At 71.6% G+C, this 23065-nt stretch carries 22 protein-coding genes; 2 read left to right on the top strand and 20 right to left on the bottom strand.

The annotated features are described in order from the left end of the window. Positions 1-5: 5 nt before the first annotated feature. From Q9S36_RS02040 to pyrR, 17 genes are all read right to left on the bottom strand, one after another. Positions 6-1955, bottom strand: coding sequence for a primosomal protein N' (locus Q9S36_RS02040; RefSeq protein WP_311283747.1), 1950 nt, complete (start codon positions 1953-1955; stop codon positions 6-8). A 4-nt stretch (positions 1956-1959) separates the two neighbouring features. Further along, positions 1960-3153, bottom strand: coding sequence for a methionine adenosyltransferase (metK, locus tag Q9S36_RS02035; RefSeq protein WP_311283746.1), 1194 nt, complete (start codon positions 3151-3153; stop codon positions 1960-1962). A gap of 116 nt (positions 3154-3269) precedes the next feature. Beyond that, complete coding sequence (gene rpoZ, locus Q9S36_RS02030) at positions 3270-3524, bottom strand: DNA-directed RNA polymerase subunit omega (RefSeq protein ID WP_064002061.1); 255 nt, start codon at positions 3522-3524, stop codon at positions 3270-3272. A gap of 108 nt (positions 3525-3632) precedes the next feature. Beyond that, a complete protein-coding gene (locus Q9S36_RS02025) occupies positions 3633-4172 on the bottom strand; it encodes a CoA-binding protein (protein ID WP_217531909.1) in 540 nt (179 codons plus the stop codon). After that, positions 4169-5506: an O-acetylhomoserine aminocarboxypropyltransferase/cysteine synthase family protein gene (locus Q9S36_RS02020; protein ID WP_311283745.1), complete on the bottom strand. Its 1338-nt coding sequence runs from the start codon at positions 5504-5506 to the stop codon at positions 4169-4171. The genes Q9S36_RS02025 and Q9S36_RS02020 overlap by 4 nt, the downstream gene beginning before the upstream one ends. 25 nt (positions 5507-5531) lie before the next feature. Continuing rightward, the gene (acs, locus tag Q9S36_RS02015; RefSeq protein ID WP_311283744.1) at positions 5532-7550 is read right to left on the bottom strand and encodes an acetate--CoA ligase; all 2019 of its coding nucleotides are present in this window, start codon (positions 7548-7550) and stop codon (positions 5532-5534) included. Next, positions 7547-8371 carry an ABC transporter permease gene (locus Q9S36_RS02010; RefSeq protein ID WP_311283743.1) on the bottom strand — a complete coding sequence of 275 codons (825 nt, stop codon included), beginning with the start codon at positions 8369-8371 and terminating at the stop codon, positions 7547-7549. Before Q9S36_RS02010 ends, acs begins: the two co-directional genes overlap by 4 nt. Positions 8372-8373: 2 nt before the next feature. Beyond that, positions 8374-9396, bottom strand: a complete 1023-nt coding sequence (locus Q9S36_RS02005; protein WP_311283742.1) for an aliphatic sulfonate ABC transporter substrate-binding protein — start codon at positions 9394-9396, stop codon at positions 8374-8376. Next, a complete protein-coding gene (locus Q9S36_RS02000) occupies positions 9393-10232 on the bottom strand; it encodes an ABC transporter ATP-binding protein (RefSeq protein ID WP_311283741.1) in 840 nt (279 codons plus the stop codon). Before Q9S36_RS02000 ends, Q9S36_RS02005 begins: the two co-directional genes overlap by 4 nt. Positions 10233-10308: 76 nt before the next feature. Beyond that, on the bottom strand, positions 10309-11205 hold the full coding sequence (gmk, locus tag Q9S36_RS01995) for a guanylate kinase (RefSeq protein WP_064002068.1): 897 nt from the start codon (positions 11203-11205) through the stop codon (positions 10309-10311). Further along, on the bottom strand, positions 11198-12061 hold the full coding sequence (gene pyrF / locus Q9S36_RS01990) for an orotidine-5'-phosphate decarboxylase (protein WP_311283740.1): 864 nt from the start codon (positions 12059-12061) through the stop codon (positions 11198-11200). Before pyrF ends, gmk begins: the two co-directional genes overlap by 8 nt. After that, positions 12058-15345, bottom strand: coding sequence for a carbamoyl-phosphate synthase large subunit (carB, locus tag Q9S36_RS01985; protein WP_311283739.1), 3288 nt, complete (start codon positions 15343-15345; stop codon positions 12058-12060). Before carB ends, pyrF begins: the two co-directional genes overlap by 4 nt. Continuing rightward, positions 15338-16501 (bottom strand): glutamine-hydrolyzing carbamoyl-phosphate synthase small subunit, encoded by a 1164-nt coding sequence (carA, locus tag Q9S36_RS01980; protein WP_311283738.1) that lies wholly within the window; start codon positions 16499-16501, stop codon positions 15338-15340. The genes carB and carA overlap by 8 nt, the downstream gene beginning before the upstream one ends. Next, on the bottom strand, positions 16498-17031 hold the full coding sequence (locus Q9S36_RS01975) for a hypothetical protein (protein WP_253035574.1): 534 nt from the start codon (positions 17029-17031) through the stop codon (positions 16498-16500). Before Q9S36_RS01975 ends, carA begins: the two co-directional genes overlap by 4 nt. Then, positions 17028-18332, bottom strand: coding sequence for a dihydroorotase (locus Q9S36_RS01970; protein WP_311283737.1), 1305 nt, complete (start codon positions 18330-18332; stop codon positions 17028-17030). The genes Q9S36_RS01975 and Q9S36_RS01970 overlap by 4 nt, the downstream gene beginning before the upstream one ends. After that, a complete protein-coding gene (locus Q9S36_RS01965; RefSeq protein WP_217531931.1) occupies positions 18329-19300 on the bottom strand; it encodes an aspartate carbamoyltransferase catalytic subunit in 972 nt (323 codons plus the stop codon). The genes Q9S36_RS01970 and Q9S36_RS01965 overlap by 4 nt, the downstream gene beginning before the upstream one ends. Then, positions 19297-19827: a bifunctional pyr operon transcriptional regulator/uracil phosphoribosyltransferase PyrR gene (pyrR, locus tag Q9S36_RS01960; protein WP_064002075.1), complete on the bottom strand. Its 531-nt coding sequence runs from the start codon at positions 19825-19827 to the stop codon at positions 19297-19299. The genes Q9S36_RS01965 and pyrR overlap by 4 nt, the downstream gene beginning before the upstream one ends. A 108-nt stretch (positions 19828-19935) precedes the next feature. On the opposite strand from pyrR, the gene Q9S36_RS01955 reads away from it, so the two are divergent. Together Q9S36_RS01955 and Q9S36_RS01950 are read left to right on the top strand one after the other, a co-directional pair. Beyond that, positions 19936-20454, top strand: a complete 519-nt coding sequence (locus tag Q9S36_RS01955; RefSeq protein ID WP_311283736.1) for a hypothetical protein — start codon at positions 19936-19938, stop codon at positions 20452-20454. A 166-nt stretch (positions 20455-20620) separates the two neighbouring features. After that, complete coding sequence (locus Q9S36_RS01950; protein WP_311283735.1) at positions 20621-21433, top strand: DUF559 domain-containing protein; 813 nt, start codon at positions 20621-20623, stop codon at positions 21431-21433. A 115-nt stretch (positions 21434-21548) separates the two neighbouring features. Here the strand turns inward: Q9S36_RS01950 and nusB are convergent, their stop codons facing one another. The 3 genes from nusB to Q9S36_RS01935 all read right to left on the bottom strand — a co-directional run bounded on the left by nusB (position 21549) and on the right by Q9S36_RS01935 (position 23059). Next, the gene (gene nusB, locus Q9S36_RS01945; RefSeq protein ID WP_311283734.1) at positions 21549-21956 is read right to left on the bottom strand and encodes a transcription antitermination factor NusB; all 408 of its coding nucleotides are present in this window, start codon (positions 21954-21956) and stop codon (positions 21549-21551) included. 7 nt (positions 21957-21963) lie between these two features. Then, complete coding sequence (gene efp / locus Q9S36_RS01940) at positions 21964-22524, bottom strand: elongation factor P (protein ID WP_064002079.1); 561 nt, start codon at positions 22522-22524, stop codon at positions 21964-21966. Between the two features lie 91 nt (positions 22525-22615). Beyond that, the gene (locus Q9S36_RS01935) at positions 22616-23059 is read right to left on the bottom strand and encodes a type II 3-dehydroquinate dehydratase (RefSeq protein WP_311283733.1); all 444 of its coding nucleotides are present in this window, start codon (positions 23057-23059) and stop codon (positions 22616-22618) included. Positions 23060-23065: the final 6 nt, after the last annotated feature.

Genomic DNA, 23065 nt, shown 5'->3' with positions numbered 1-23065 from the left:
GGTCCTCACAGGTCGAGCTCGGGCACATCGAGCCGAACCCTGAGTGTAGTCCGCGGCCCCGGACCCCGCCGTCGACCGCGGACGGCGTCGGCGACGACCGAGGCCCGCAGCTGCTCGGCCACCGCCCGCCCGTGCGCGTAGTCGACCCGCACCAGCGCACGCGCGCCGTCGTCGGTCGGCACCGGCCCCAGCACGCTGAGGGGACCCAGGCCCGGAACCGCCTCGCGCAGCTCGGCGAGGGCGCGGTCGACGGATGCCGCGGCCCCCTCGACGGCGGCGACCCGGACCGTCGGCGGCATGAGCAGCGGCGCCCGATCGGACAGTTCCGCGCGGGCGTAGGCCGCGTGCGTCCAGGTCGCGAGCGCACGCGCGACCGGACCGGTGACCCCGACGAGGTGGACCGGCGCGCCGGGCGCCGCGAGGGCGGCGGCGTTCGACCACCACCGGAGGCACGACTCGCCGATGCGCAGCTGCTCGGCCATGAGCATCTTGTCGCCATCCAGGAGGATCACCGCGCGGTACCCGCCCTCCGCAGGCGGCTCCGCGCCCCGCGTCGCGATGACGAGGGCGGGACGGGCGTCGACGGACACGACGGGGTGATCGCCGTCGGCGACGACGACCCGGATGCCGGGGAACGCCCGCCCGAGCTCGTCGGCGGTGCGCTCGCTGCCCGACGACGCCATCCGGAACCGCGTCCCCTGGCAGTTCGCGCAGGTCCAGTTCGGCGCCGACCGACCGCACCAGCCGCAGTCCGGGGTGGCTCCCGGTCGGCGCGCGCGGAGCGGCCCCGCGCAGTGCCGACACCGCGCCGGGTGACGGCACTCGGCGCACACGAGCACGGGCGAGTACCCCGGACGGGCGACCTGCACGAGCACCGGACCGTGCTGCAGGGCTTCGCGCGCGGCGGCGAAGGCCGCGGACGGCACGCGGGCGCCCCGGTACTCGGCCTCGTGCGTGGCCGACAGGACGACCCGCGGGCTGACGCGGCGCTGCGCGGGCACCTCGCGCACCCAGCCGAGCTGGACGAGGCGTTCGACGTCCGTCGTCCGGGTGTGACCGGCGAAGACGAGGGCGGAATGCTCCTCCTCCTGCCGCACGAGCGCCGCATCGCGGGCGTGGACCCCGGGACTCAGCGGCTCGGCGAGCAGCGGGTCGCCGTCGTCCCACAGGAGGACCGCACCGACGTCGTGGGCCGGGGCGTAGACGCTCGATCGGTTGCCCACCACGACGCAGGGCGCAGGGCTCAGCATGCGGAGGTAGGTCGCGAAGCGCTCCGGACCCGACCGCCGGGCGTCGTCGCGGACGACGGCGTCCGCCGGCACGAGCGCCGCGAGCGCCTCCAGGACCTGCGACTGGTCGCGGTGGTCCGGCACGACGATGAGCGCGCTCCGGCCGCCGTCCAGGACGAGGGTCGCGAGCGACGCGAGCAGATCCGCCCACGCGCCGCGCAGCTGCCCGGGCGAGGGATGCGGGGGCGCATCCACCGCGAGCCGCTCCCCCGCGAGCACCGCGTCGGCGAGCCCGGGGTACGCCGATGCCACCGCGCGTGCGCGGGTCGCGGCATCCGGGTCCACCGTCGGCGCCGCGGGGGGCTCGGCTGCGACCCACGCCTTCTCGGCGCGCACCATCCGCTTGGGGACAGCCAGACGCAGGATGTCGCTCGCCGAGCCGGCGGCGCGGTCCGCCACGCGTCGGGCGAGCCGGTAGAGCCCGTCGGGGAGGATCGGGACGAGGGAGACGACCGCGGCAACCTCGGACAGCGGTCTCCCGCCCGGCTCGACCTCGGCGCGCTCGATGACCCAGGCCTCGACCACGCGTCCGGCGCTCCGAAGCGGCACCTTCACACGCACGCCCGGGCGGACGTCCTCCCGGAGGGCGCTCGGGACGGCGTAGTCGAAGAGCCGATCGAGCTGCGGCAGCGGCGAGTCGATGAGGACTCGCGCGACGTCGATCACGGGGTCAGAGACCGGCGGCGGCCCGCAACGCGTCGACGCGGTCGGTGCGCTCCCAGGTGAACTCGGGGAGTTCGCGCCCGAAGTGGCCGTACGCGGCGGTCTGCGCGTAGATGGGACGCAGCAGGTCGAGGTCGTCGATGATCGCCTGCGGACGCAGGTCGAACACGTCGCGGATCGCGGCCGTGATCGCCTCGTCGGAGACGTGACCGGTGCCGAACGTCTCGACGTAGAGCCCGACCGGCGCGGCGCGGCCGATGGCGTACGCCACCTGCACCTCGAGACGATCGGCCAGACCCGCCGCGACCGCGTTCTTGGCGACCCAGCGCATCGCGTACGCCGCCGAACGGTCGACCTTGGACGGGTCCTTGCCGCTGAACGCCCCGCCGCCGTGTCGGGCGGCGCCGCCGTAGGTGTCGATGATGATCTTGCGTCCCGTCAGGCCCGCATCGCCCTTCGGACCGCCGACGACGAAGGGGCCGGCCGGGTTGATGACGTACCGGACGTCCGAGACGTCGAGCCCCGTCTGGGCGAGGACGGGGTCGATGACCTCGGCCTGGACCGCCGCGCGGAGCGCCGGCAGCGAGATGTCGGGGTTGTGCTGCGTCGACAGCACCACGGTGTCGACGGTGCGCGGCGTCGTGCCGTCGTACCCGAGGGTCACCTGCGTCTTGCCGTCGGGACGGAGGAAGGGCAGGGCGCCGCTGCGGCGGGCGTCGGTCAGCCGTTCCGCGAGGCGGTGCGCCGTCCAGATCGCGGTCGGCATGTACTGGGGCGTCTCGTTCGTGGCGTAGCCGAACATGATGCCCTGATCGCCCGCCCCGAGCGCGTCGACGGGGTCCACCGAACCGCCTTCGCGGTGCTCGAGCGCGTTGTCGACACCCGCGGCGATGTCGCCGGACTGCTCGCCGATCGAGACCGTCACGCCGCAGGAGTCGCCGTCGAAGCCGGTCTCGGACGAGGTGTAGCCGATGCGATTCACGACACGACGAACGATCCCGGGGATGTCGACGTAGCCGTCGGTGCGCACCTCGCCCGCGACATGGACGAGCCCCGTGGTGACGAGGGTCTCGACGGCGACGCGGCTGCCGGGGTCGACCTCGAGCAGGGCGTCGAGGATGCTGTCGGAGATCTGGTCGCAGATCTTGTCGGGGTGACCTTCGGTCACGGACTCCGACGTGAACAGGCGCAGCGCGGTCATCGGTCCTCCAGAGGGCGGATCGGGGGTGTGGAAACCATCATGCCCGCGGTCCCCGACATGGGGGATTCGCGGGCATGAGGATGACGCCGTGTGGCGCCCGGGTCATGACGTCGAGGTCACTCGGCCGCGCGCAGGCGCAGCTTGTCCTCGTGGATCTCGTGGAGGGCGATCGTAAGGGGCTTGTCCTCGACGTTCGAGTCGACGAGGGGGCCCACGTTGTCGAAGAGGTTGCCCTCGTGGAGGTCCGAGTAGTAGTCGTTGATCTGACGCGCACGCTTGGATGCGTAGATCACGAGCTGGTACTTCGAGTCGACCTTGTCGAGCAGTGCGTCGATGGGCGGGTCGATGATGCCCTGGTCACGGTTGGCCATGGTGGTCCTCCAGGATCGGTGAGGCGAGAAGACTGCACGGACGCGCGTGTGCGCGGCGCGGCATCCCGCCAGTCTACAGGGCGCGCGGTGGTTCCGCCGCGCGGGCGGTCACCGGCTGAGCAGCTGCCGCTTCGAGCTCAGCACCCCGGTGTCGAACCCGGCGAGGTGGAGCCCGCCGTGGAAGCGCGCGTGCTCGATCTTGACGCAGCGGTCCATGACGACCGACAGTCCCGCGTCGGCGGCGATCTTCGCGGCTCCCTCGTGCCACGAGCCGAGCTGCAGCCAGAGGGTCGAGGCGCCGGCATCCACCGCCTCCTGGGCGACGCCCGGCAGGTCGTCGTGCTTTCGGAACACGTCGACGATGTCGGGGGCGACGGGGAGGTCGGCGAGCGAGGCGTACGCGGGCTGCCCGAGGATCTCAGTGGCGCGCGGGTTGACGTAGTACACGTCGTACGGCGAACTCCCCCGCAGGTAAGTCGCGACGAAGTAGCTCGCCCGCGCCGGGTTGTCGGAGGCGCCGACGATGGCGATCGTCTTCGCGCGGCGGAGGATCTCGAACCGCTCCTGCGCTCCGGCCGACGGCCACGTGCGGGGGGCGGAGTGGTGCCCGGCGGGCGTGGGCAGGGCGCACGCATTCGTGTCGCTCATCGGCTGACTCCTGTGGCTCGGGTGAGGGCCTGATCGAGGTCCCAGATGATGTCCTCGGGGTCTTCGAGACCGACCGAGATGCGGATGAGGTCGGCGGGGACGCCGGCGGCGACGAGCTGTTCGGCGCTCAGCTGCTGGTGCGTCGTCGAGGCGGGGTGGATGACGAGGGTCCGCGCGTCGCCGATGTTGGCCAGGTGGGAGGCGAGCTGCAGCGCGTCGATGACGGCCTCCCCTGCGCGGCGTCCCGCGGCCACCCGCTCCGCCTCGGTCGACCTGTCGTCGCCCGCCTTCACGCCGAACGCGAAGACCGACCCCGGTCCGAGCGGCAGGTACTTCTGCGCCCGTGCATGGTGCGGATGACCGGGAAGCCCCGCCCACGTCACGAACGAGACGCGGGGGTCGGAGTCCAGCCACTCGGCGACGATGCGCGCATTCGCGAGATGCGCGTCGATGCGCTGCGGCAAGGTCTCGACGCCCTGCAGCAGCAGGAACGCGGAGTGCGGGCTGAGCGCCGCACCGATGTCGCGGAGCTGCTCGGTGCGGAGCTTGGTGAGGAAGCCGTACTCGCCGAAGTTGTCCCACCAGCGGATGCCGCCGTAGGAGGCCACCGGCTCGGTCATCTGCGGGAACTTCCCGTTGCCCCAGTCGAACGTCCCCTTCTCGACGACCACGCCGCCGAGGGTGGTGCCGTGCCCGCCGAGGAACTTGGTGACCGAATGGATGACGATGTCCGCGCCGTGCTCGAGCGGCCGGGCGAGGTAGGGGGTCGCGAGGGTCGAGTCGACGACGAGCGGGATGCCGGCCGCGTGAGCGACCTCGGCGAGCCCCTCGATGTCGGCGATCTCGCCCGACGGGTTGCCGATCGTCTCGACGTAGAGGACCTTCGTCTCGGGCCGGATCGCCGCGGCGTAGTCGGCCGGATCGCTCGAGGCGACGAACGTGGTGTCGACGCCGAAGCGGCGGAGCGTCACGTCGAGCTGCGTGACGGTGCCGCCGTAGAGCTGCGCCGACGCGACGACGTGGTCGCCGACGCCGACCAGGGCGGCGAACGTGATGAACTCCGCACTCATCCCCGACGCCGTCGCGACCGCGCCGATCCCACCCTCGAGCGATGCGAGGCGCTCCTCGAGCGCGGCGACGGTGGGGTTGCCGATGCGGGAGTAGATGTTGCCGTACTTCTGCAGCGCGAACAGGTTCGCGGCATCCGTCGCGTCGTCGAAGACGAACGAGGAGGTCTGGTAGATCGGCACGGCGCGGGCGCCGGTGGCGGCATCCGGGGTCCCTCCAGCGTGAAGGGCGCGGGTGCGGAAGCCGAAGCGGTGTTCGTCGGTCATGTCTTCTCTCTCGGGATGCCGCGTGTCAGGCCGCGGCGAGGGCGGCGGCGATCTCTGCGACGGCGTCGGGGTTCTGCAGCGACGTGGTGTCGCCGAGCGGCGCGGGCTCGCGGCCGGCACGGCGGTCCTGCTCCGCCTGCCACAGCTGGGCGAGCAGGCGGCGGAGGATCTTGCCGGAACGGGTCTTCGGCAGGTCCGGGACGACGAGCACATGGCGGGGCTTGGCGACCGGCCCGATCTCACGCGCGACGTGCGCGCGGAGGTCGGCGGCATCCGGCTCCCCCGCCCCGGACGGGACGACGAAGGCCGCGACCGCGTGGCCGGTCACGGGATCGGCGACACCCGTCGTGCCCGCCTCGCCCACCGTCTCGTGCGCCACGAGCACCGATTCGATCTCGATCGTCGACAGACGGTGACCGGAGACGTTCACGACGTCGTCGAGTCGTCCGAGGATGCGGATGTGGCCGTCGGCGTCGCGGGTCGCGCCGTCGCCGGCGACGTAGTAGCCGCCGTACTCCCCGTGCCCGGCGTAGGCCGACCAGTACGCGTCGCGGTAGCGGTCCGGGTCACCCCACACGGTCCGCGCCATGCCCGGCCAGGGGCGGCGCACGACGAGCGTTCCCGAGCGTCCCGGCGGGACCTCGCGGCCTTCGGCGTCCACGACGGCCGCGTCGATCCCCGGCAGCGGGACGGTCGCGGAGCCGGGCTTCAGGGTCGTGACGCCGGGCAGCGGGGCGATCATCGCCGCACCGGTCTCGGACTGCCACCACGTGTCGACGACGGGCACCTCGTCGCGGCCGAACGTGCGACGGAACCACACCCACGCGGCGGGGTTGATCGCCTCGCCCACGGTGCCGAGCAGGCGGATGCGAGACAGGTCATGACCGGCCGGGAGCGCGTCGCCGAACCAGGTCATGAAGGTGCGGATGAGGGTGGGAGCCGTGTAGTAGACGGTCACCCCGTAGCGCTCGATGATCTCCAGATGACGCTCGCGGTGCGGCGTATCGGGCGTCCCCTCGTAGATGACCTGCGTGAGACCATTCGAGAGCGGCCCGTAGATCTCGTAGGTGTGCGCGGTGACCCAGGCGAGGTCGGCGGTGCACCAGTGCACGTCGTCGGGCTTCGCGTCGAAGTGGGCCCAGTGCGCCCAGCTCGCGTGCGTGAGGTACCCGCCCGAGGTGTGCACGAGGCCCTTCGGCCTGCCCGTCGTGCCGGAGGTGTAGATGATGAAGAGCGGATGCTCCGCCTCGAACGCCGGCGCCGCGTGGACGGGCGCCGCCGTGTCGACCACCTCGTGCCACCAGACGTCGCGACCCGGGGTCCACGCGACCTCGTCGCCGGTGCGCCGGACGACCAGCACGTGCTCGAGGGCCGGCAGTCCCGCAGCCGCGGTGTCGGCGGCGGACTTCACCTCGACCGCTCCCCCGCGGCGGAACTGCCCGTCGCTCGTGACGAGCAGCTTCGCGCCGGTGTCTTCGAGGCGGAACCGCAGCGCCTCGGCCGAGAACCCGCCGAACACGAGCGAATGCACGGCGCCGATCCGTGCGCACGCGAGGGTGATCACGACCGTCTCGACGAGGACCGGCAGGTAGACGACGACGCGATCGCCCGGACGGATGCCGAGGGCGGTGAGCGCGTTCGCCGCCTGCGACACCCGACGCTGCAGGTCCGCGTACGTGACGGCGGTGCGGTCGCCGGGCTCGCCTTCGAAGTAGAGAGCGACCTTCTCACCTCGCCCGGCGGCGACGTGGCGGTCGACGCAGTTCACGGCGACGTTCAGGGTGCCCCCGTCGAACCAGCGGGCGACCGGGACGGCCAGTGTGCCGTCGTCGGAGCGGGCGGGGGGCTGCCAGTCGAGCGCGGTGTGCCAGGGGGTCGTCCAATCCAGGCGCCGCGCGGCACGCTCCCAGAAGGCCAGGGGATCCGCGGCAGCCTCCCCGTACGCATCGGCGGTCACGTTGGCCTGCGCGGCGAACGTGGGCGGCGCCGGGTAGGCGCGGGTCTCGACGAGGCGCAGCTCGTCGTCTGCGGTCGTCGAAGTCATGACCACTTCCGCAGGACACGGCGCTGGAGCAGGGTGACGAGCGCGTTCGAGAGCACCCCGAGGCCCGCCAGGATCACGATCGCCAGGAAGATGCGGTCGACGCGTCCCGTGCTCTGCGAATCGGTAAGCAAGTATCCGAGACCCATCGAGGCGGAGATGAGCTCCGCGGCGACGAGGAACAACCACGCCTGCGCGAGCGCCAGGCGCAGACCCGAGACGAGGGAGGGGACGGTCGCCGGCAGCTGGACGGTGCGGAACAGCTCCCACCCGCGGAGACCGAACGAGCGCGCCATCTCGACGAGGTGCGGATCGACATGGCGGAGGGCGCCCGCGACGGTCGTGAAGACCGGGAAGAACGCGCCGATCGCCACCAGCGTCACCTTCGGCTCCTCGCCGATGCCCATCCACAACAGCAGGAGCGGCACCAACGCCAGCGACGGGATCGCGCGGAAACCCGCGAGGATCGGGCTGAGCAGGACGTCCCCGGAACGGGTCAGCCCGACGACCGCGGCGACGGCGAGGCCCACGACGGACCCGACCGCGAAGCCGAGGACGACGCGCTGCACCGAGATCGCGATGTGGCGCCACAAGGTGCCGTCTTGGGCGAGCCCCATCGCCGCGTTCAGGACGTCGACCGGCGCGGGCAGGCGATAGGTCGGGATCACCCCGAACGCCGTCACCGCCTGCCACAAGGCGAGGAGGGCGACGGGGACGACGAGTCCGCCCACGACGCGGACGCTCGTGCGGGACCAGAACGGCCGCACCGCCGCCGCGCCCGAGGGCGCCGCGGCGGTGGTGGTCGCCTCTGCGGAGGCCGTCACGATCAGCCTGCGGCCTTCTCGGCGAACGTCGGCTCGATGATCGTGTCGAGCGCCGTGTCCACGGCATCCTGCCCACCGGTCACCGCGTCGGAGTCGACGAGCACCGGAGCGATCTTCTCGAGGACCGCCAGCTGGGCGTCGCCGGGGATGGCGCTGACGTCGAGGTTCGAGCGCTCGGAGATGACGGTGGTCGCGACGGCGGGGTCGATCCCGGCGACCTCGGCGAGGAGCGCCGCGGTCTCGTCGGGGTTCGCCAGAGCCCACTCGCGGGCTTCCTCGTATGCGTTGACGACGACCTGCGCGACATCGGCGTGGTCGGTGAGGAACTCCTCGGTCGCGTTGAGGAAGCCGTACGAGTTGAAGTCGACGTTCCGGTAGATCAGCTTGTCGCCCGACTCGACCTCGGCGGCCGCCATGATCGGGTCGAGACCGGCCCACGCGTCGACCGATCCGCCGTCGAGGGCCGAGCGGCCGTCGGCGTGCTGCAGGTTCTGCACCTCGACGTCCGAGACGCCGAGTCCGGCCGTCTCGAGCGCCTGCAGCAGGAAGAAGTACGGGTCGGTGCCGCTGGTCGCCGCGACCTTCTTGCCCTTCAAGTCGGCGACCGAGGTGATGTCGCTGTCGGGGCCGACGACGATCGCCGACCACTCGGGCTGCGAGTAGACATCGATGACCTTGATCGGCGAGCCGTTGGCGCGGGCCAGCAGCGCGGCGGAGCCGGCCGTGGAGCCGACGTCGAGCGAACCGGCGCGCAGCAGCTCGTTGGCCTTGTTCGACCCGGCGGACTGCGTCCACTCGACGTCGACGTCGTCGCCGAGCGCCTTCTCGATGAGGCCCTGGTCCTTCACGACGAGGCTCAGCGGGTTGTAGGTCGCGAAGTCGATCGACAGCGTGTCGGTGGACCACTCCCCCGTGCTCTCGGAGGTGGAGGCGGCGTTCTCGCCGGCGAGGCACCCCGTGGCCATGAGCATCACCGCTCCCGCCACGACGATCGTGGGGGCGGTGCGGCGGATGACGGTGCTCATCGGGTCTCCTGAGGGGTCGAGCGGTGGGTGTCGACGCCGAGTCCGTCGAGGAGCTCGGCGCGGAGGTCCGTGAAGCCGCGATCGGCGCGGTCACGGGGGCGGATGCCGGGGACCTCGATCACGCGTGCGATCGAGGATTCCGGGGATCCGGCGTCGATCGCACGCAGCTGCAGCACGCGGTCGGCGAGGTAGAGGGCTTCCTCGACGTCGTGCGTCACGAGGACGACGGTCGTCGGTTCGGCGGAGTGGATGTCGAGGAGGAGGTCCTGCATCCGCAGCCGCGTGAGCGCGTCGAGGGCGCCGAACGGCTCGTCGAGCAGCAGCACCTCGGGTCCGCGGGCGAGGGCGCGCGCGAGGGATGCGCGCTGCGCCATCCCCCCGGAGACCTCGCTCGGGCGACGCGTCGCGGCGGAGGTCAGCCCCACGAGGTCGAGCAGCTCGGCGACGCGGGCTCTCGTCGCGGCGCGCGCGGTGCCGCGCGGCATCCCGAGTTCGACGTTCTCGGCGATGCTGCGCCACGGCAGCAGGCGCGGCTCCTGGAAGGCCACGGCGGTGCGCTCGTCGGTGTCGCGGAGCGGCGTGCCGTCGACGGTCACCGACCCCGCGGTCGGGGTGTCGAGGCCTGCCAGCAGACGCAGGAGCGTGGACTTGCCGCACCCGGACGGACCGACCACGGCGACGATCTCCCCGGGGTCGATCGTCAGGTCGACGCCGCGGAGCACCGAGACGGCGCCGTTCGCGCCGGCGAAGGTGCGTTCCACACCCGCGAGCGACACCGCCCCGGGTGCCGAGGCGGGACTCGACGCAGGTGCGGTGGCGGTCAGGACGGTGGACATGCGTCCAGCTTTCCGGACCGCCGCCGTCCCGCCTCATCGGCTGTAACGGTCTGAAACGAATCGTTCCCAGCGGGCGTCAGCGGGCGAGGTCCGCCACTTCGGCGGCAGCCCGGGCGACGTCGTCGTTCACGACGCGGTAGTCGAACTCGCCCTGCGAGGCCAGCTCGACCCGGGCGGTCTTCAGGCGGCGTGCCCGCTCCTCCTCGCCCTCGGTGCCCCGCCCCACGAGGCGGTTCACGAGCTCGTCCCAGCTCGGCGGCAGAAGGAAGACGAGCGTCGCGTCCGGCGCGGCGGCCCGCACCTGACGCGCACCCTGCAGGTCGATCTCGAGCAGCACCGTCCGTCCTTCGGCGAGGGCGGCGTCGATGGGACGACGCGGCGTGCCGTACCGGTAGGCGTTGTGGACCGTCGCGTGCTCGAGGAGCTCGCCGTCGCGCACCATCCGGTCGAACTCCGCGTCGTCGACGAAGAAGTAGTGCTCCCCCTCGACCTCGCCCGGCCGGGGCGGCCGCGTCGTGGCCGAGACCGACAGCAGGATCTCGGGGTGGTGCTCCTTGATGTGCGCGGCGACGGTGCCCTTGCCGACCGCGGTCGGGCCGGCCAGGACAATCAGCCGGCTGCGCTCGGCGCGCGCCCGGGGCTCGGGCAGGCGACGGTCGAGGTACTCCTGCAGCACCTGACGCTGACGGATGCCGAGACCGCCGATCTTCTTCACCGGTGCGATCTGCAGGTCGGCGAGGATCCGGTCGCGCTTGCCCTCGCCGATGGCCGGGATCGCGGTCAGGAACTCAGTCACGCGCATGGCGGCCGCCGCGGACTGGGGCTCGGCCCACGCGCGTCGCAGGAGGTCCTGCGGGCTGATGACGCGCGTCGAGACGTCGCGCTTGAGCGCGGCACGCTCGCGGCGTGCCGCGACTGCGCGTCGCGATGCGGCGGCGCGGTCGACCTCGGGAGGGGTGCGGGAGTCAGGCATGTCGTGCGTCCTGGAGTTCGGAGTTGTGGGTGTCGATGGCCGCGCCGATCCCGTCGGGACCCGCGCCGAGGATGCTGCGGCTCGCACTGGCGAGCACCTGCGGAGCGAGCGGACCGAACCGCTCGGTGAGGTCGCGCAGGCGGGCACCCTGCGCGCCGAACCCCGGGGCGAGGATCGATGCGCGGTGCAGCGAGGCATCCGACAGTCCGAGGTCGGCGCGTTCCACTGTAGCCCCGACGACGAACCCCACCGGTCCGAACCTGTCGTCCCCGACGACGGCCGACGCGTTGGCGGCTCCGGCACGCTGCGCGACCCAGTCGGCCACCGTCTGGCCGCGCTCCGCGTCGACCGCCGTGACCTCGGCGGATTGGAGGCCCGCGGCCTCGGGGTTGCTCGTCGCGGCGAGGACGTACACGCCCTTGCCCGCACGCACGGCGGTCGCGATCGTGCCGCGCAGCGAGTCCGGGCCGAGGTACGGGCTGACCGTCACGGCATCCGATTCCAACGGGGACCCGGCCGCCAGCCACGCCTCGGCGTACCCGTCCATCGTCGTGCCGATGTCGCCGCGCTTGGCGTCGGCGATCACGACGAGCCCCGCCGCCCGCGCGGTGCCGATGACCTCCTCGAGTGCGACGAACCCCGCCGACCCGTACCGCTCGAAGAACGCCACCTGCGGCTTGACGACGCCGACGCGGGTGCGCGCGGCATCCACCACGCGCAGGCCGAACTCGCGGACGCCCGCAGCGGATGCCGGGAGCCCCCACGCGTCCAGGAGGGACGCGTGGGGGTCGATCCCGACGCACAGCGGGCCGCGGGCGTCGACCGCCGCGGCCAGCCGTGAACCGAATGAGGTCACACCGCCGCCTTCCGGTCGGCGGCGTACTCCTGGAGGCTACGGACCGCGAAGCCCTCGCGGAGGACCGGCATCGCGGACACCGCGGCGCCGAGGACGGCCATCGTCGTGAACAGCGCCTTGTCGGCAGCCACGGCGGCGGCGCGGATCTCGTACCCGTCGGCGCGGGCGATGCCGCCCGAGGGCGTGTTCACGACGATGTCGATCTCGCCCGCGTTGATGAGGTCGACGACGTTCGACTCACCGGAGTCCTGCGTCTCGGAGTACTTCGAGACGACCTCCACCCGGATGCCGTTGCGGGCCAGGATCTCGGCCGTGCCCTCGGTGGCGATGAGCGTGTAGCCGAGCTCCTGCAACCGGTGGGCGGGCAGGATGACGGCGCGCTTGTCGTCGTCGGCGACCGACAGGAACACGGTGCCCGAGGTCGGCATCCCGCCGTACGCGGCCGCCTGGCTCTTCGCGAACGCCGTCGGGAAGTCCCGGTCGATGCCCATGACCTCGCCGGTCGAGCGCATTTCGGGACCGAGGACCGAGTCAACGGTGCGACCGTCCGCGGTCCGGAACCGCTTGAACGGCAGCACGGCCTCCTTGACGGCGACCGGAGCGTCGAGCGGAACGCGCGAGCCGTCCTGCTCGGGCAGGAGGCCTTCGGCGATGAGCTCGGCGATCGACGCGCCCGCCATGATGCGGCTGGCGGCCTTGGCCATCGGGATGCCGAGGGCCTTGGACACGAACGGCACGGTGCGCGATGCGCGCGGGTTGGCCTCGATGACGTACAGGACGCCGGCCGAGACCGCGAACTGCACGTTCAGCAGGCCCCGTACCCCGACGCCCTCGGCGATCGCGTGGGTCGCGGTGCGCACGCGGTCGATCTCGCCGCGTCCGAGCGACATCGGCGGCAGGGTGCACGACGAGTCGCCGGAATGGATGCCGGCCTCCTCGAGGTGCTCCATGACGCCGCCGATGTAGAGCTGCTCGCCGTCGAAGAGCGCGTCGACGTCGATCTCCACGGCGTCGTCGAGGAAGCGGTCCACGAGCAGCGGCGCGTCCTCGCGGATGATCGCCTGGTCGGCGATGCGGACGAAGTAGTCGCGCAGGCTCTCGGTGTCGTAGACGATCTCCATGCCGCGTCCGCCGAGCACGAAGCTCGGGCGCACCAGGACGGGGTACCCGATCTCCTCGGCGATCGCGATGGCGCCCGCCTCGTCGGTGGCCGTGCCGTGGCGCGGCGCCATGAGTCCCGCCCGGTCGAGCAGCTGCGAGAACTGTTCGCGCTCCTCGGCGATGTCGATCGCGGCGGGCTTCGTGCCGAGGATCGTGTAGCCGGCGGCCTCGATCCCCTTCGCGAGTCCGAGCGGGGTCTGACCGCCGAGCTGGCAGACGACGCCGACGATCTCCCCCGACTGCGCCTCGGCGTGCAGGACCTCGAGGACGTCCTCGAGTGTGAGCGGCTCGAAGTAGAGCCGGTCGCTCGTGTCGTAGTCCGTCGAGACCGTCTCGGGGTTGCAGTTGACCATGATGGTCTCGAAACCGGCATCCGACAGCGCGAAGGACGCGTGGACGCACGAGTAGTCGAACTCGACGCCCTGGCCGATGCGGTTCGGTCCCGAGCCGATGATGACGACCTTGCGGCCCTCGCTCGGTGTGACCTCGGTCTCGCGGTCGTACGAGGAGTAGTGGTACGGCGTGAGGGCGGGGAACTCGCCCGCGCACGTGTCGACGGTCTTGTAGACCGGGCGCAGTCCGATGCTGTGACGGATGCCGCGCACCTCCGCTTCGCCGAGGCCGCGGATCTCCGCGATCTGGGCGTCGCTGAAGCCGTGGTCCTTCGCGAGGCGCAGGACGTCCTCGGTCAGGTCGTCGGCCTCGCGGATGTACTCGGCGACCTCGTTGATCAGGATCATCTGGTCGAGGAACCACGGGTCGATCGCCGTCGCCTCGAACGCCTGCTCGAGCGTCGCGCCCTTGCGCAGCGCCTGCTGCAGCACGACGATCCGGCCGTCGGTCGGGGTCTTCGCGATCTCGAGGAGCTCCTCCACCGAGCGCTCCTCGGGGCCCCAGTGGAAGCTCGAGCCGCGCTTCTCGAGGGAGCGCAGCGCCTTCTGCAGGGCGGTCGTGTAGTTGCGGCCGATCGCCATCGCCTCGCCCACCGACTTCATGGTCGTCGTCAGCGTCGTGTCGGCGGCGGGGAACTTCTCGAAGTTGAAGCGGGGCACCTTGACGACGACGTAGTCGAGCGTCGGCTCGAAGCTCGCCGGCGTCGCCTTCGTGATGTCGTTCGGCACCTCGTCGAGGCGGTAGCCGATCGCGAGCTTCGCGGCGAGCTTGGCGATCGGGAAGCCGGTCGCCTTCGAGGCGAGGGCCGACGAGCGCGAGACACGCGGGTTCATCTCGATGACGATGATGCGGCCAGTCTGCGGGTCGACGGCGAACTGGATGTTGCAGCCGCCGGTGTCGACGCCGACGGCGCGGATGATGTCGATGCCGATGTCGCGGAGCTTCTGGTACTCGCGGTCGGTCAGCGTCAGCGCAGGTGCAACGGTGATCGAGTCGCCCGTGTGCACGCCGACCGGGTCGACGTTCTCGATGGAGCAGACGACAACCGTGTTGTCGGCGGTGTCGCGCATCAGCTCGAGCTCGTACTCCTTCCAGCCGAGGATCGACTCCTCGAGGAGCACCTCGGTCGTGGGAGAGTCGCGCAGGCCCGCGCCGCCGATGCGACGGAGGTCCTCCTCGTCGTACGCGAACCCGGAGCCCAGGCCGCCCATCGTGAACGAGGGGCGGACCACGAGCGGGTAGCCGAGCTCGGCGGCGCCGGCGAGCAGGTCGTCCATCGTGTGCGCGATGACGCTGCGCGCGACATCGGCGCCGGACTCGAGGACGAGCTCCTTGAAGACCTGGCGGTCCTCGCCCTTGCGGATGGCGTCGACCTTCGCGCCGATGAGCTCGACGCCGTACTTCTCGAGGATGCCGCGGTCGTGCAGCGCCATCGCGGCGTTGAGCGCCGTCTGGCCGCCGAGGGTCGGCAGGATCGCGTCGGGCTTCTCCTTGGCGATGATCGTCTCGATGACCTCGGGGGTGATCGGCTCGACGTAGGTGGCGTCGGCGAAGTCGGGGTCGGTCATGATCGTCGCGGGGTTCGAGTTGACGAGGATGACGCGCACGCCCTCCTCGCGGAGGACCCGGCACGCCTGGGTGCCGGAGTAGTCGAACTCGCAGGCCTGACCGATGACGATCGGGCCCGATCCGATGACGAGGACGCTGTTGATGTCGTCGCGCTTAGGCATTCTGGGTCGTCTCCTGAGTGGCGATCACGAGGTCGCGGAAGCGGTCGAAGAGGTAGTTCGCGTCGTGCGGGCCGGCAGCGGCCTCGGGGTGGTACTGCACGCTGAACGCCGGGAGATCGAGGGCACGCAGGCCCTCCACCACGTTGTCGTTGAGACCGACGTGGCTCACCTCGACGCGGCCGTAGCCGTTCGGGCTGTCGATGACGCCCTCGATGGGCGCGTCGACGGCGAACCCGTGGTTGTGCGCCGTGATCTCGACGCGACCGGTCGTCTTGTCGAGGACGGGCTGGTTGATGCCGCGGTGCCCGAAGGGCAGCTTGTACGTGCCGAACCCGAGAGCGCGGCCGAACAGCTGGTTGCCGAAGCAGATGCCGAAGAAGGGCAGGCGCGCATCCAGCACCTCGCGCAGCAGTGCGACGTGACGGTCGGATGCCGCGGGGTCGCCGGGGCCGTTCGAGTAGAAGACCGCCACCGGGTCGATCGCCTGGATGTCGGCGAAGGTGATCGACTGCGGGAGGACGTGCACCTCGAACCCGCGGGCGGCGAGGTTGTTCACGGTGGCCTGCTTGACGCCGAGGTCGAGGATCGCGAGGTTGCCGATCTTCTCCCCCACCGCCGGGGTCACCTCGGCGGCGGCGACCGAGACGTCGGCGGACAGGTTCTGCCCGCTCATCTCGGGAGCCGCGCGCACGATGCGCAGCTGCTCGTCATCGGTGAGGGATGCGGCATCCCCCGAGAAGACGCCGCCGCGCATGGAGCCGGCCGAACGGAGCACACGCGTCACCGCGCGGGTGTCGACGCCGCTGATGCCGACGATGCCGTCGCGGACGAGGGCGTCTTCGAGCGAATGGTCGGCGCGCCAGTTCGAGACGATGCGCGACGGGTCGCGGACGACATAGCCCGAGACCCAGATGCGGCGCGACTCGTGGTCCTCGCCGTTCATGCCGGTGTTGCCGATGTGGGGCGCGGTCTGCAGGACGATCTGACCCGCGTAGGACGGGTCGGTGATCGTCTCCTGGTAACCGGTCATCGCGGTGGCGAAGACGACCTCGCCGAGGGTGGTGCCGCGCGCGCCGTAGGCGTGACCGGGGTGGCGGGAACCGTCTTCGAGGACGAGGACGGCGGGTTCGGGAGCCTGGAATCTCTGAATGCTCATGCGTCGCTTCCGGGAGTCTGCTGGGGGGAGGTGGGAGTGGGGGTGGCGGGGAGGATCCCGGCGATCGCGTCGGCGAGCGAGCGGGCCGAGGTGTCCTGCGGGCGGAGGTAGCTGTCGACGAGAGTGCCCTCGGGCGTCGTCCACGCGACGCGGACGAGCCCGTCGCGCTCGACGACCCGGTCGATGGCGACCGTGGCCTGTCCCGCGTCGACGAGGCGGTCCGCCGCGAGGAAGACGCGCGGCTGGCCAGTCAGATCGAGCGCGACGCCGCGGTCGGTGACGGTGACGTCGACGCGCGAGCGGAAGGCGAGCCCGCGGATCGCGAGCCGCTCGAGCGGCTCGTCGTGGCGCGTCGTCGCGACGTACAGTCCCTCGGACCGCAGTCGCGTCGTGGCGCCGGCCGGCGCCTCGCCGACGGGAGCGGTCAGGCCCGCATCCCGCCGGGATCGTCGTCGCCACGCGAGGAGGCCCGCGAGGATCAGGAGCGCCGCGACCGCCGCCATGATGAGGCCGGCGGCCTCGCGGCTCACGGGGCGACCTCGTCGACGACGACGCCGTCGGCCACGGTCTGTCGCCCGCGGAAGAACGTCGCACGCACCTCGCCCGGCAGCTCCCGCCCGAGGTAGGGCGAGTTGACGCTCCGGCCCCGCAGGTCGTCGGTGCCGAACACGCGGACCGGGTTCGCGTCGTAGAGGGTGAGGGATGCCGGGGCGCCGACCGCGAGCGGCGTGCCGGCGTCGGCGAGGCGGCCGATGCGGGCCGGAGCGGTCGACATGACGCGCGCCACGTCGGCCCACTCCAGCAGACCGGTCTCGATCATCGCGGCGTGGACGACGCGGAGCGCCGATTCGAGCCCCACCATGCCGTTCGCCGCCGCCTGCCACTCGCACGTCTTGGCCTCGGCCGGGTGCGGTGCGTGGTCGGTGGCGACGATGTCGATCGTGCCGTCGGCGAGGCCCTCGCGGACGGCCATCACGTCCTCGTCGCGCCGCAGCGGCGGGTTCACCTTGAACCGCGGGTCGTAGCCGCGGACGAGCTCCTCGGTGAGCAGCAGGTGGTGGGGCGTGACCTCGGCGGTCACGTGGATGCCGCGCTTCTTGGCCCACCGGATGAGGTCGACCGATCCCGCGGTGGAGAGGTGGCACACGTGCAGGCGCGATCCGACGTGCTCGGCCAGGAGCACGTCGCGGGCGATGATCGACTCCTCGGCGACCGCCGGCCAGCCGGTCAGCCCGAGCTCCGCCGAGACGGTGCCCTCGTTCATCTGCGCGCCCTCGGTGAGCCGCGGGTCCTGCGCGTGCTGCGCGACGGCGCCGTCGAAGGACTTCACGTACTCCAGCGCGCGCCGCATGATGAGCGGGTCGAAGACGCAGAAGCCGTCGTCGCTGAAGACGCGGACGCGGGCACGCGACGACGCCATGGCGCCGAGCTCGGCGAGCCGCTCCCCCTTCTGCCCGACCGTGACGGCGCCGATCGGCTGCACGTGGACGTAGCCCGCGGCCTCGCCGAGGGCGAGCTCCTGTTCGACGACGCCGGCCGTGTCGGCGACGGGTGAGGTGTTCGGCATCGCGAAGACGGTCGTGTAGCCGCCCGCGGCAGCCGCCCGCGATCCGGTGAGGATCGTCTCGGACGCCTCGTAGCCGGGCTCGCGGAGGTGGGTGTGCAGGTCGACGAGTCCCGGCAGCGCGATCAGGCCGTCGGCATCCACCGTCCGCGCCCCGGCGCCGCTGAGTCCGGAACCGAGCTCGGCGATGACACCGTCCCGGATCAGGATGTCGGCGGCGATGCCGCCGTCGATCCGCGCTCCGCGGATGAGGGTGGTCTCGGTCATCGAGCCTCCTCCTGTGCGTCGTGGGTGGGTCGCTCCCCCGCCAGGAGCAGGTAGAGCGCCGCCATGCGCACCGACACCCCGTTCGCGACCTGTTCGAGAACGGTCGAGCGTGGCGAATCGGCGGCGTCGGCGGAGATCTCCAGACCCCGGTTCATGGGCCCGGGATGCAGGACAATGCTATCGGTCGGCAGGGCGGCCATCCGCGCGGCATCCAATCCCCAGCGCCGCGAATACTCCCGCTCAGTCGGGAAATAGGCGGCATTCATCCGCTCGAGCTGGATGCGGAGCATCATGACCGCGTCGGGGGCGTCGGCGATGGCCTGATCGAGGTCGTAGAGGACGGTGACCGGCCACGCCGTCACGTCCTGCGGGACGAGGGTCGGCGGCGCGACGAGGGTGACGCGCGCCCCGAGGGTCGTGAGCAGCCAGACGTTCGACCGGGCGACGCGTGAGTGCAGGATGTCGCCGACGATCGCGACGTGCAGGCCCGACAGGTCGCGACCCCGACTGTCGTCGCCGAAGAAGCGCTTGCGGATCGTGAAGGCGTCGAGCAGCGCCTGCGTCGGGTGCTCGTGGGTCCCGTCACCCGCGTTCAGGACGCCGGCGGAGATCCATCCACTCGTCGCGAGCGTGTGGGGGGCACCGGAGGCGCCGTGGCGGATGACGACGGCGTCGGCCCCCATCGCCTGCAGGGTCTGGGCGGTGTCCTGGAGCGACTCGCCCTTGGAGACGGACGACCCCTTCGCGGAGAAGTTGATGACGTCGGCGGAGAGCCGCTTGGCCGCCGCCTCGAAGGAGATGCGGGTGCGGGTCGAGTCCTCGAAGAAGAGGTTCACGACCGTCTTGCCCCGGAGCGTCGGGAGCTTCTTGATCTCGCGCGACTGCGTGTCGCGCATGTCCTCGGCGACGTCCAGGATGCGGAGGGCGTCGGCGCGGCCGAGGGTGCGCGTGTCGAGCAGGTGCCTCATGACGCGATCGTCACCTCCTCGGCCCCGTCGACGTCGGCGAGGCGGACGTTGACGCGCTCGTCGCGCGAGCTCGGCAGGTTCTTGCCCACGAAGTCGGGCCGGATCGGCAGTTCGCGGTGACCGCGGTCGACGAGGATCGCGAGCCGCACGGCGGCGGGACGGCCGATGTCCTGCAGCGCGTCGAGCGCCGCGCGGATGGATCGCCCCGAGAAGAGCACGTCGTCGACGAGGACGACGGTCTTGGCGTCGATCCCGCCGGCGGGGATCTCCGTCGGGCGGGGGGTGCGGGTCGGGTTGCGGTGCAGATCGTCGCGGTACATCGTCACGTCGAGCGCGCCGACCGGGACGGTGGCTCCGGTGAACGAGGCGATGAGCGCCGCGATCCGCTCGGCGAGGGTGACGCCGCGGGTGGGGATCCCGAGGAGCACGAGCCCATCGGGGCCCTTGTTCGACTCGAGGATCTCGTGAGAGATGCGCGTGAGTGCGCGGGCGATGTCGCTGTCGTGCAAGACGATGCGCGAAGTCATCCGCCGCTCCCTTCTCCGCCTCACAGGACGGTGTTAAAGGTTGCTTGTGTGCGACCAGTCTAACGGGGTGCGCCCGCTCGGCATGCCAGGATGACTCCGGGGGAAGACATGACACCTGTACGCACGCCCATCGTGGTGACCGGGACGGTCCTCGTCGTTCTGTACGCGCAGCTGATGTACGTCGTCACCCAGATCCTCACACAGCTGTCGACCGTGCCGGGGCGGACGCTCGGCCAGATCGCCGTCGCCGCCGAGGCGGCCGGTGAGCCCGTCTTCACGCCCCTCGCCGTCGCCCTCCCGCTCGTCGGGGTCGCGCTGGCGGCGGCCGTCCTCGTCGCCGCGATCATGTTCCCCGTGTTCCGGACGGAGTGGGTCGCGCTCGCGTACCTCGCGCTGCTCGTCTGCGGTCTGCCCGCCTACGTCGGCGTGGCCTTCGGCGTCGGGATGTCCCTCGGCGACCTCGGCGACGTGCTGCCCATCGGCGGCTCGGACTCCGAGGTCGGGCTCGTCCTCATGAGCACGAGCTTCGTCGCCTGCTTCCTCGCCCTCGGCGTCGGGGCGGGGATCCTCGTGCACCGCGCCGGGCGCGGTGTCGGGAAGCTCGCCGCCTTCCGCCCCGCACGCTGAGATCTGCTTTCGCGCGGAAGGACGGTGGCCCGCGCGTCCGCTGGAAGGCCGATCTCCGCTCGGGTGCCGGTCACTGGATCCCTCCACACCCGCTGCGGTCGGATCACTCGCCCCCAACGACACCCGCGAGTGTGATCGCATGCGGCCATCGGGGCACGCTCGACGGATGGACATCCGCGAATGGGTGCGGCACCGCGGCGGCGTGGTGCGGACCTCAGATCTTCGGGATGCCGGGTTCTCCCGACATCGGATCGGCACGGCGGGCCTGGAACGACCGCGCCGCGGCTGGGTCGCCGAGCAGGGAGCCGATCCGCTCCTGTACAGCGCGGCACGCGCGGGCGTGGTCCTGACGTGCGTCACGCAGGCGCGGCGGCTCGGTCTCTGGACGCTGGACGACTCCTCACGGCCGCACGTGGGCGCGCCACCGGCATCCGGTGCCGTTTCTGCGCGCGGCGCGCGCGTCCACTGGAGCGCGCCGCTGATCGCACGCGTGCCGGGCGCGCTGGAGGACCCCATCGAGAACGTCCTCGCGATCGTCGCGGAGTGCCGGCCGTTCGAACTGGCGCTCGCCGTCTGGGACTCCGCGCTGCGGCAGGGCCTGGTGTCCGCGGCGGTCATGCGACGCTACGCCCTCCGTCCGGCCGCGCGGCGCGTGCTCGAGGATGCCTGTGCTCACCTCGATTCCGGCCTCGAGACCTTCGTCTCGGTCCGTCTCCGCTGGATTCCGGCCACCGTCCACCCCCAGGTGTATCTGCACGGTCACCGGGTCGACTTCCTCATCGGGGCCAGGCTCGTGCTGCAGATCGACGGAGGCCATCACGTCGGAGCACAACGCGATGCCGACAACGCGCACGACACCCTCCTCGCCCTGCACGGCTACACCGTGATCCGTGTCGGGTACGCCGACGTCGTGGACCGGTGGCCCGACGTCCAGGATCGGATCCTCCGAGCGCTGGCGCAGGGCCTCCACCTCGCCTGACCGGGCTTCCGTCCGGCGGAGATCTGCGTTCCCGCGGACGGATGCCGCCGCAAACGTCCTCGCGAAGACGGATCTCCGCTCGAGCGCAGCGACGCCGCCCGCCGGATGCCGCGTGTCAGCTCCGCGCGATGCGGGCGAGCACGCCGTGCACGAACGAGCCGGAGTCGTCGGTCGAGAACTCCTTCGCGAGCTCGACGGCCTCATCGATCGCGACGGCCGTGGGCACGTCGTCGTTGTGGAGGATCTCCCACACGCCGATGCGGAGGATCGCGCGGTCGACCGCGGGCATCCGCTCGAGCTTCCAATCGCGGGCGTGGGTGACGATCTGCTCGTCGATCTCGCTCTGCGTGTCGATGACGCCGTCGACGATCTCGCGCGCGTAAAGCCACGACGCCTCGCGGGCGGGCTCGCTCGCGGCGCGCTTCGCCTCAGCGGCGAGGGTCACGGCGAGCTCGTCGCCGCGGATGTCCGACTGGTACAGGATGTCGAGGGCGCGCTTGCGCGCCTTGCTCCGTGCGCTCATCGGTCGGTCAGTTCACGCGGCCGAGGTAGTCCCCGGTGCGCGTGTCGACCTTGACCTTGGTGCCCTGCTCGACGAAGAGCGGGACCTGGATCTCGTAGCCGGTCTCGAGGGTGGCGGGCTTCGTGCCGGCCGACGAACGGTCGCCCTGCAGGCCCGGCTCGGTGTAGGTGATCTCGAGAACGACCGACGCGGGCATCTCGACGTACAGCGGGTTGCCGTTGTTCAGCGCGATCTGGACCTGCTGGTTCTCGAGCAGGTAGTTCGCGGCGTCACCGACGACCGTCGAGGACACGCTCAGCTGGTCGTAGTCCGACACGTCCATGAAGACGTAGCTGTCACCGTCGTTGTAGAGGTAGGTGAAGTCGCGGCGGTCGACGTTCTCGATCTCGATCTTCGCGCCCGCGTTGTAGGTGCGGTCGACGACCTTGCCCGAGACGACGTTCTTGAGCTTGGTGCGGACGAAGGCACCGCCCTTGCCGGGCTTCACGTGCTGGAACTCGACGACGCTCCAGAGCTGTCCGTCGATGGACAGGACGACGCCGTTCTTGATGTCTGCAGTGGATGCCATGAGAGTGCGGTTTTCCGTTCGATGAGTTCGGGGGCCGGAGCGGCCGACGATCGATTCTACGGGATGCCGCGGCATCCGCCCCGGGAACGGGTCAGTCCGCGAGCCGCGCGACGAGCGCGCGCGTGGCCTCCGCGTACCCCGCGACGCCACGCCCGACGACATGGACCACCGCGACGTCGGCGACGTAGGAGTGGTGGCGGAACGCCTCGCGCGCCATCACGTCGGAGATGTGCACCTCGGCGACGGGCAGGGCGACACCCGCGAGGGCGTCGCGCAGGACGACGGAGGTGTGGGTGAGGCCGCCCGGGTTGATGACGATGCCGGCGCAGTCCGTGCGGGCCGCGTGGATCGCGTCGATCAGCACACCTTCGTGGTTGCTCTGCACGGCGCGCACCTCGTAGCCGGACTCCGCCGCGGTCCTTGCGACCAGGGATTCGACGTCGGCGAGCGTCTCGGTGCCGTAGACCTCGGGTTCGCGGATGCCGAGCAGGTTCAGGTTCGGTCCGTTGACGAGCAGGAGGCGGCGGGTCGACACGTCAGC

It is taken from the genome of Microbacterium sp. ARD31 (genome assembly GCF_031844425.1).
The sequence above is the reverse complement of the archived record's forward strand: the minus strand, read 5'-3'. Positions and strand labels throughout refer to the sequence as shown.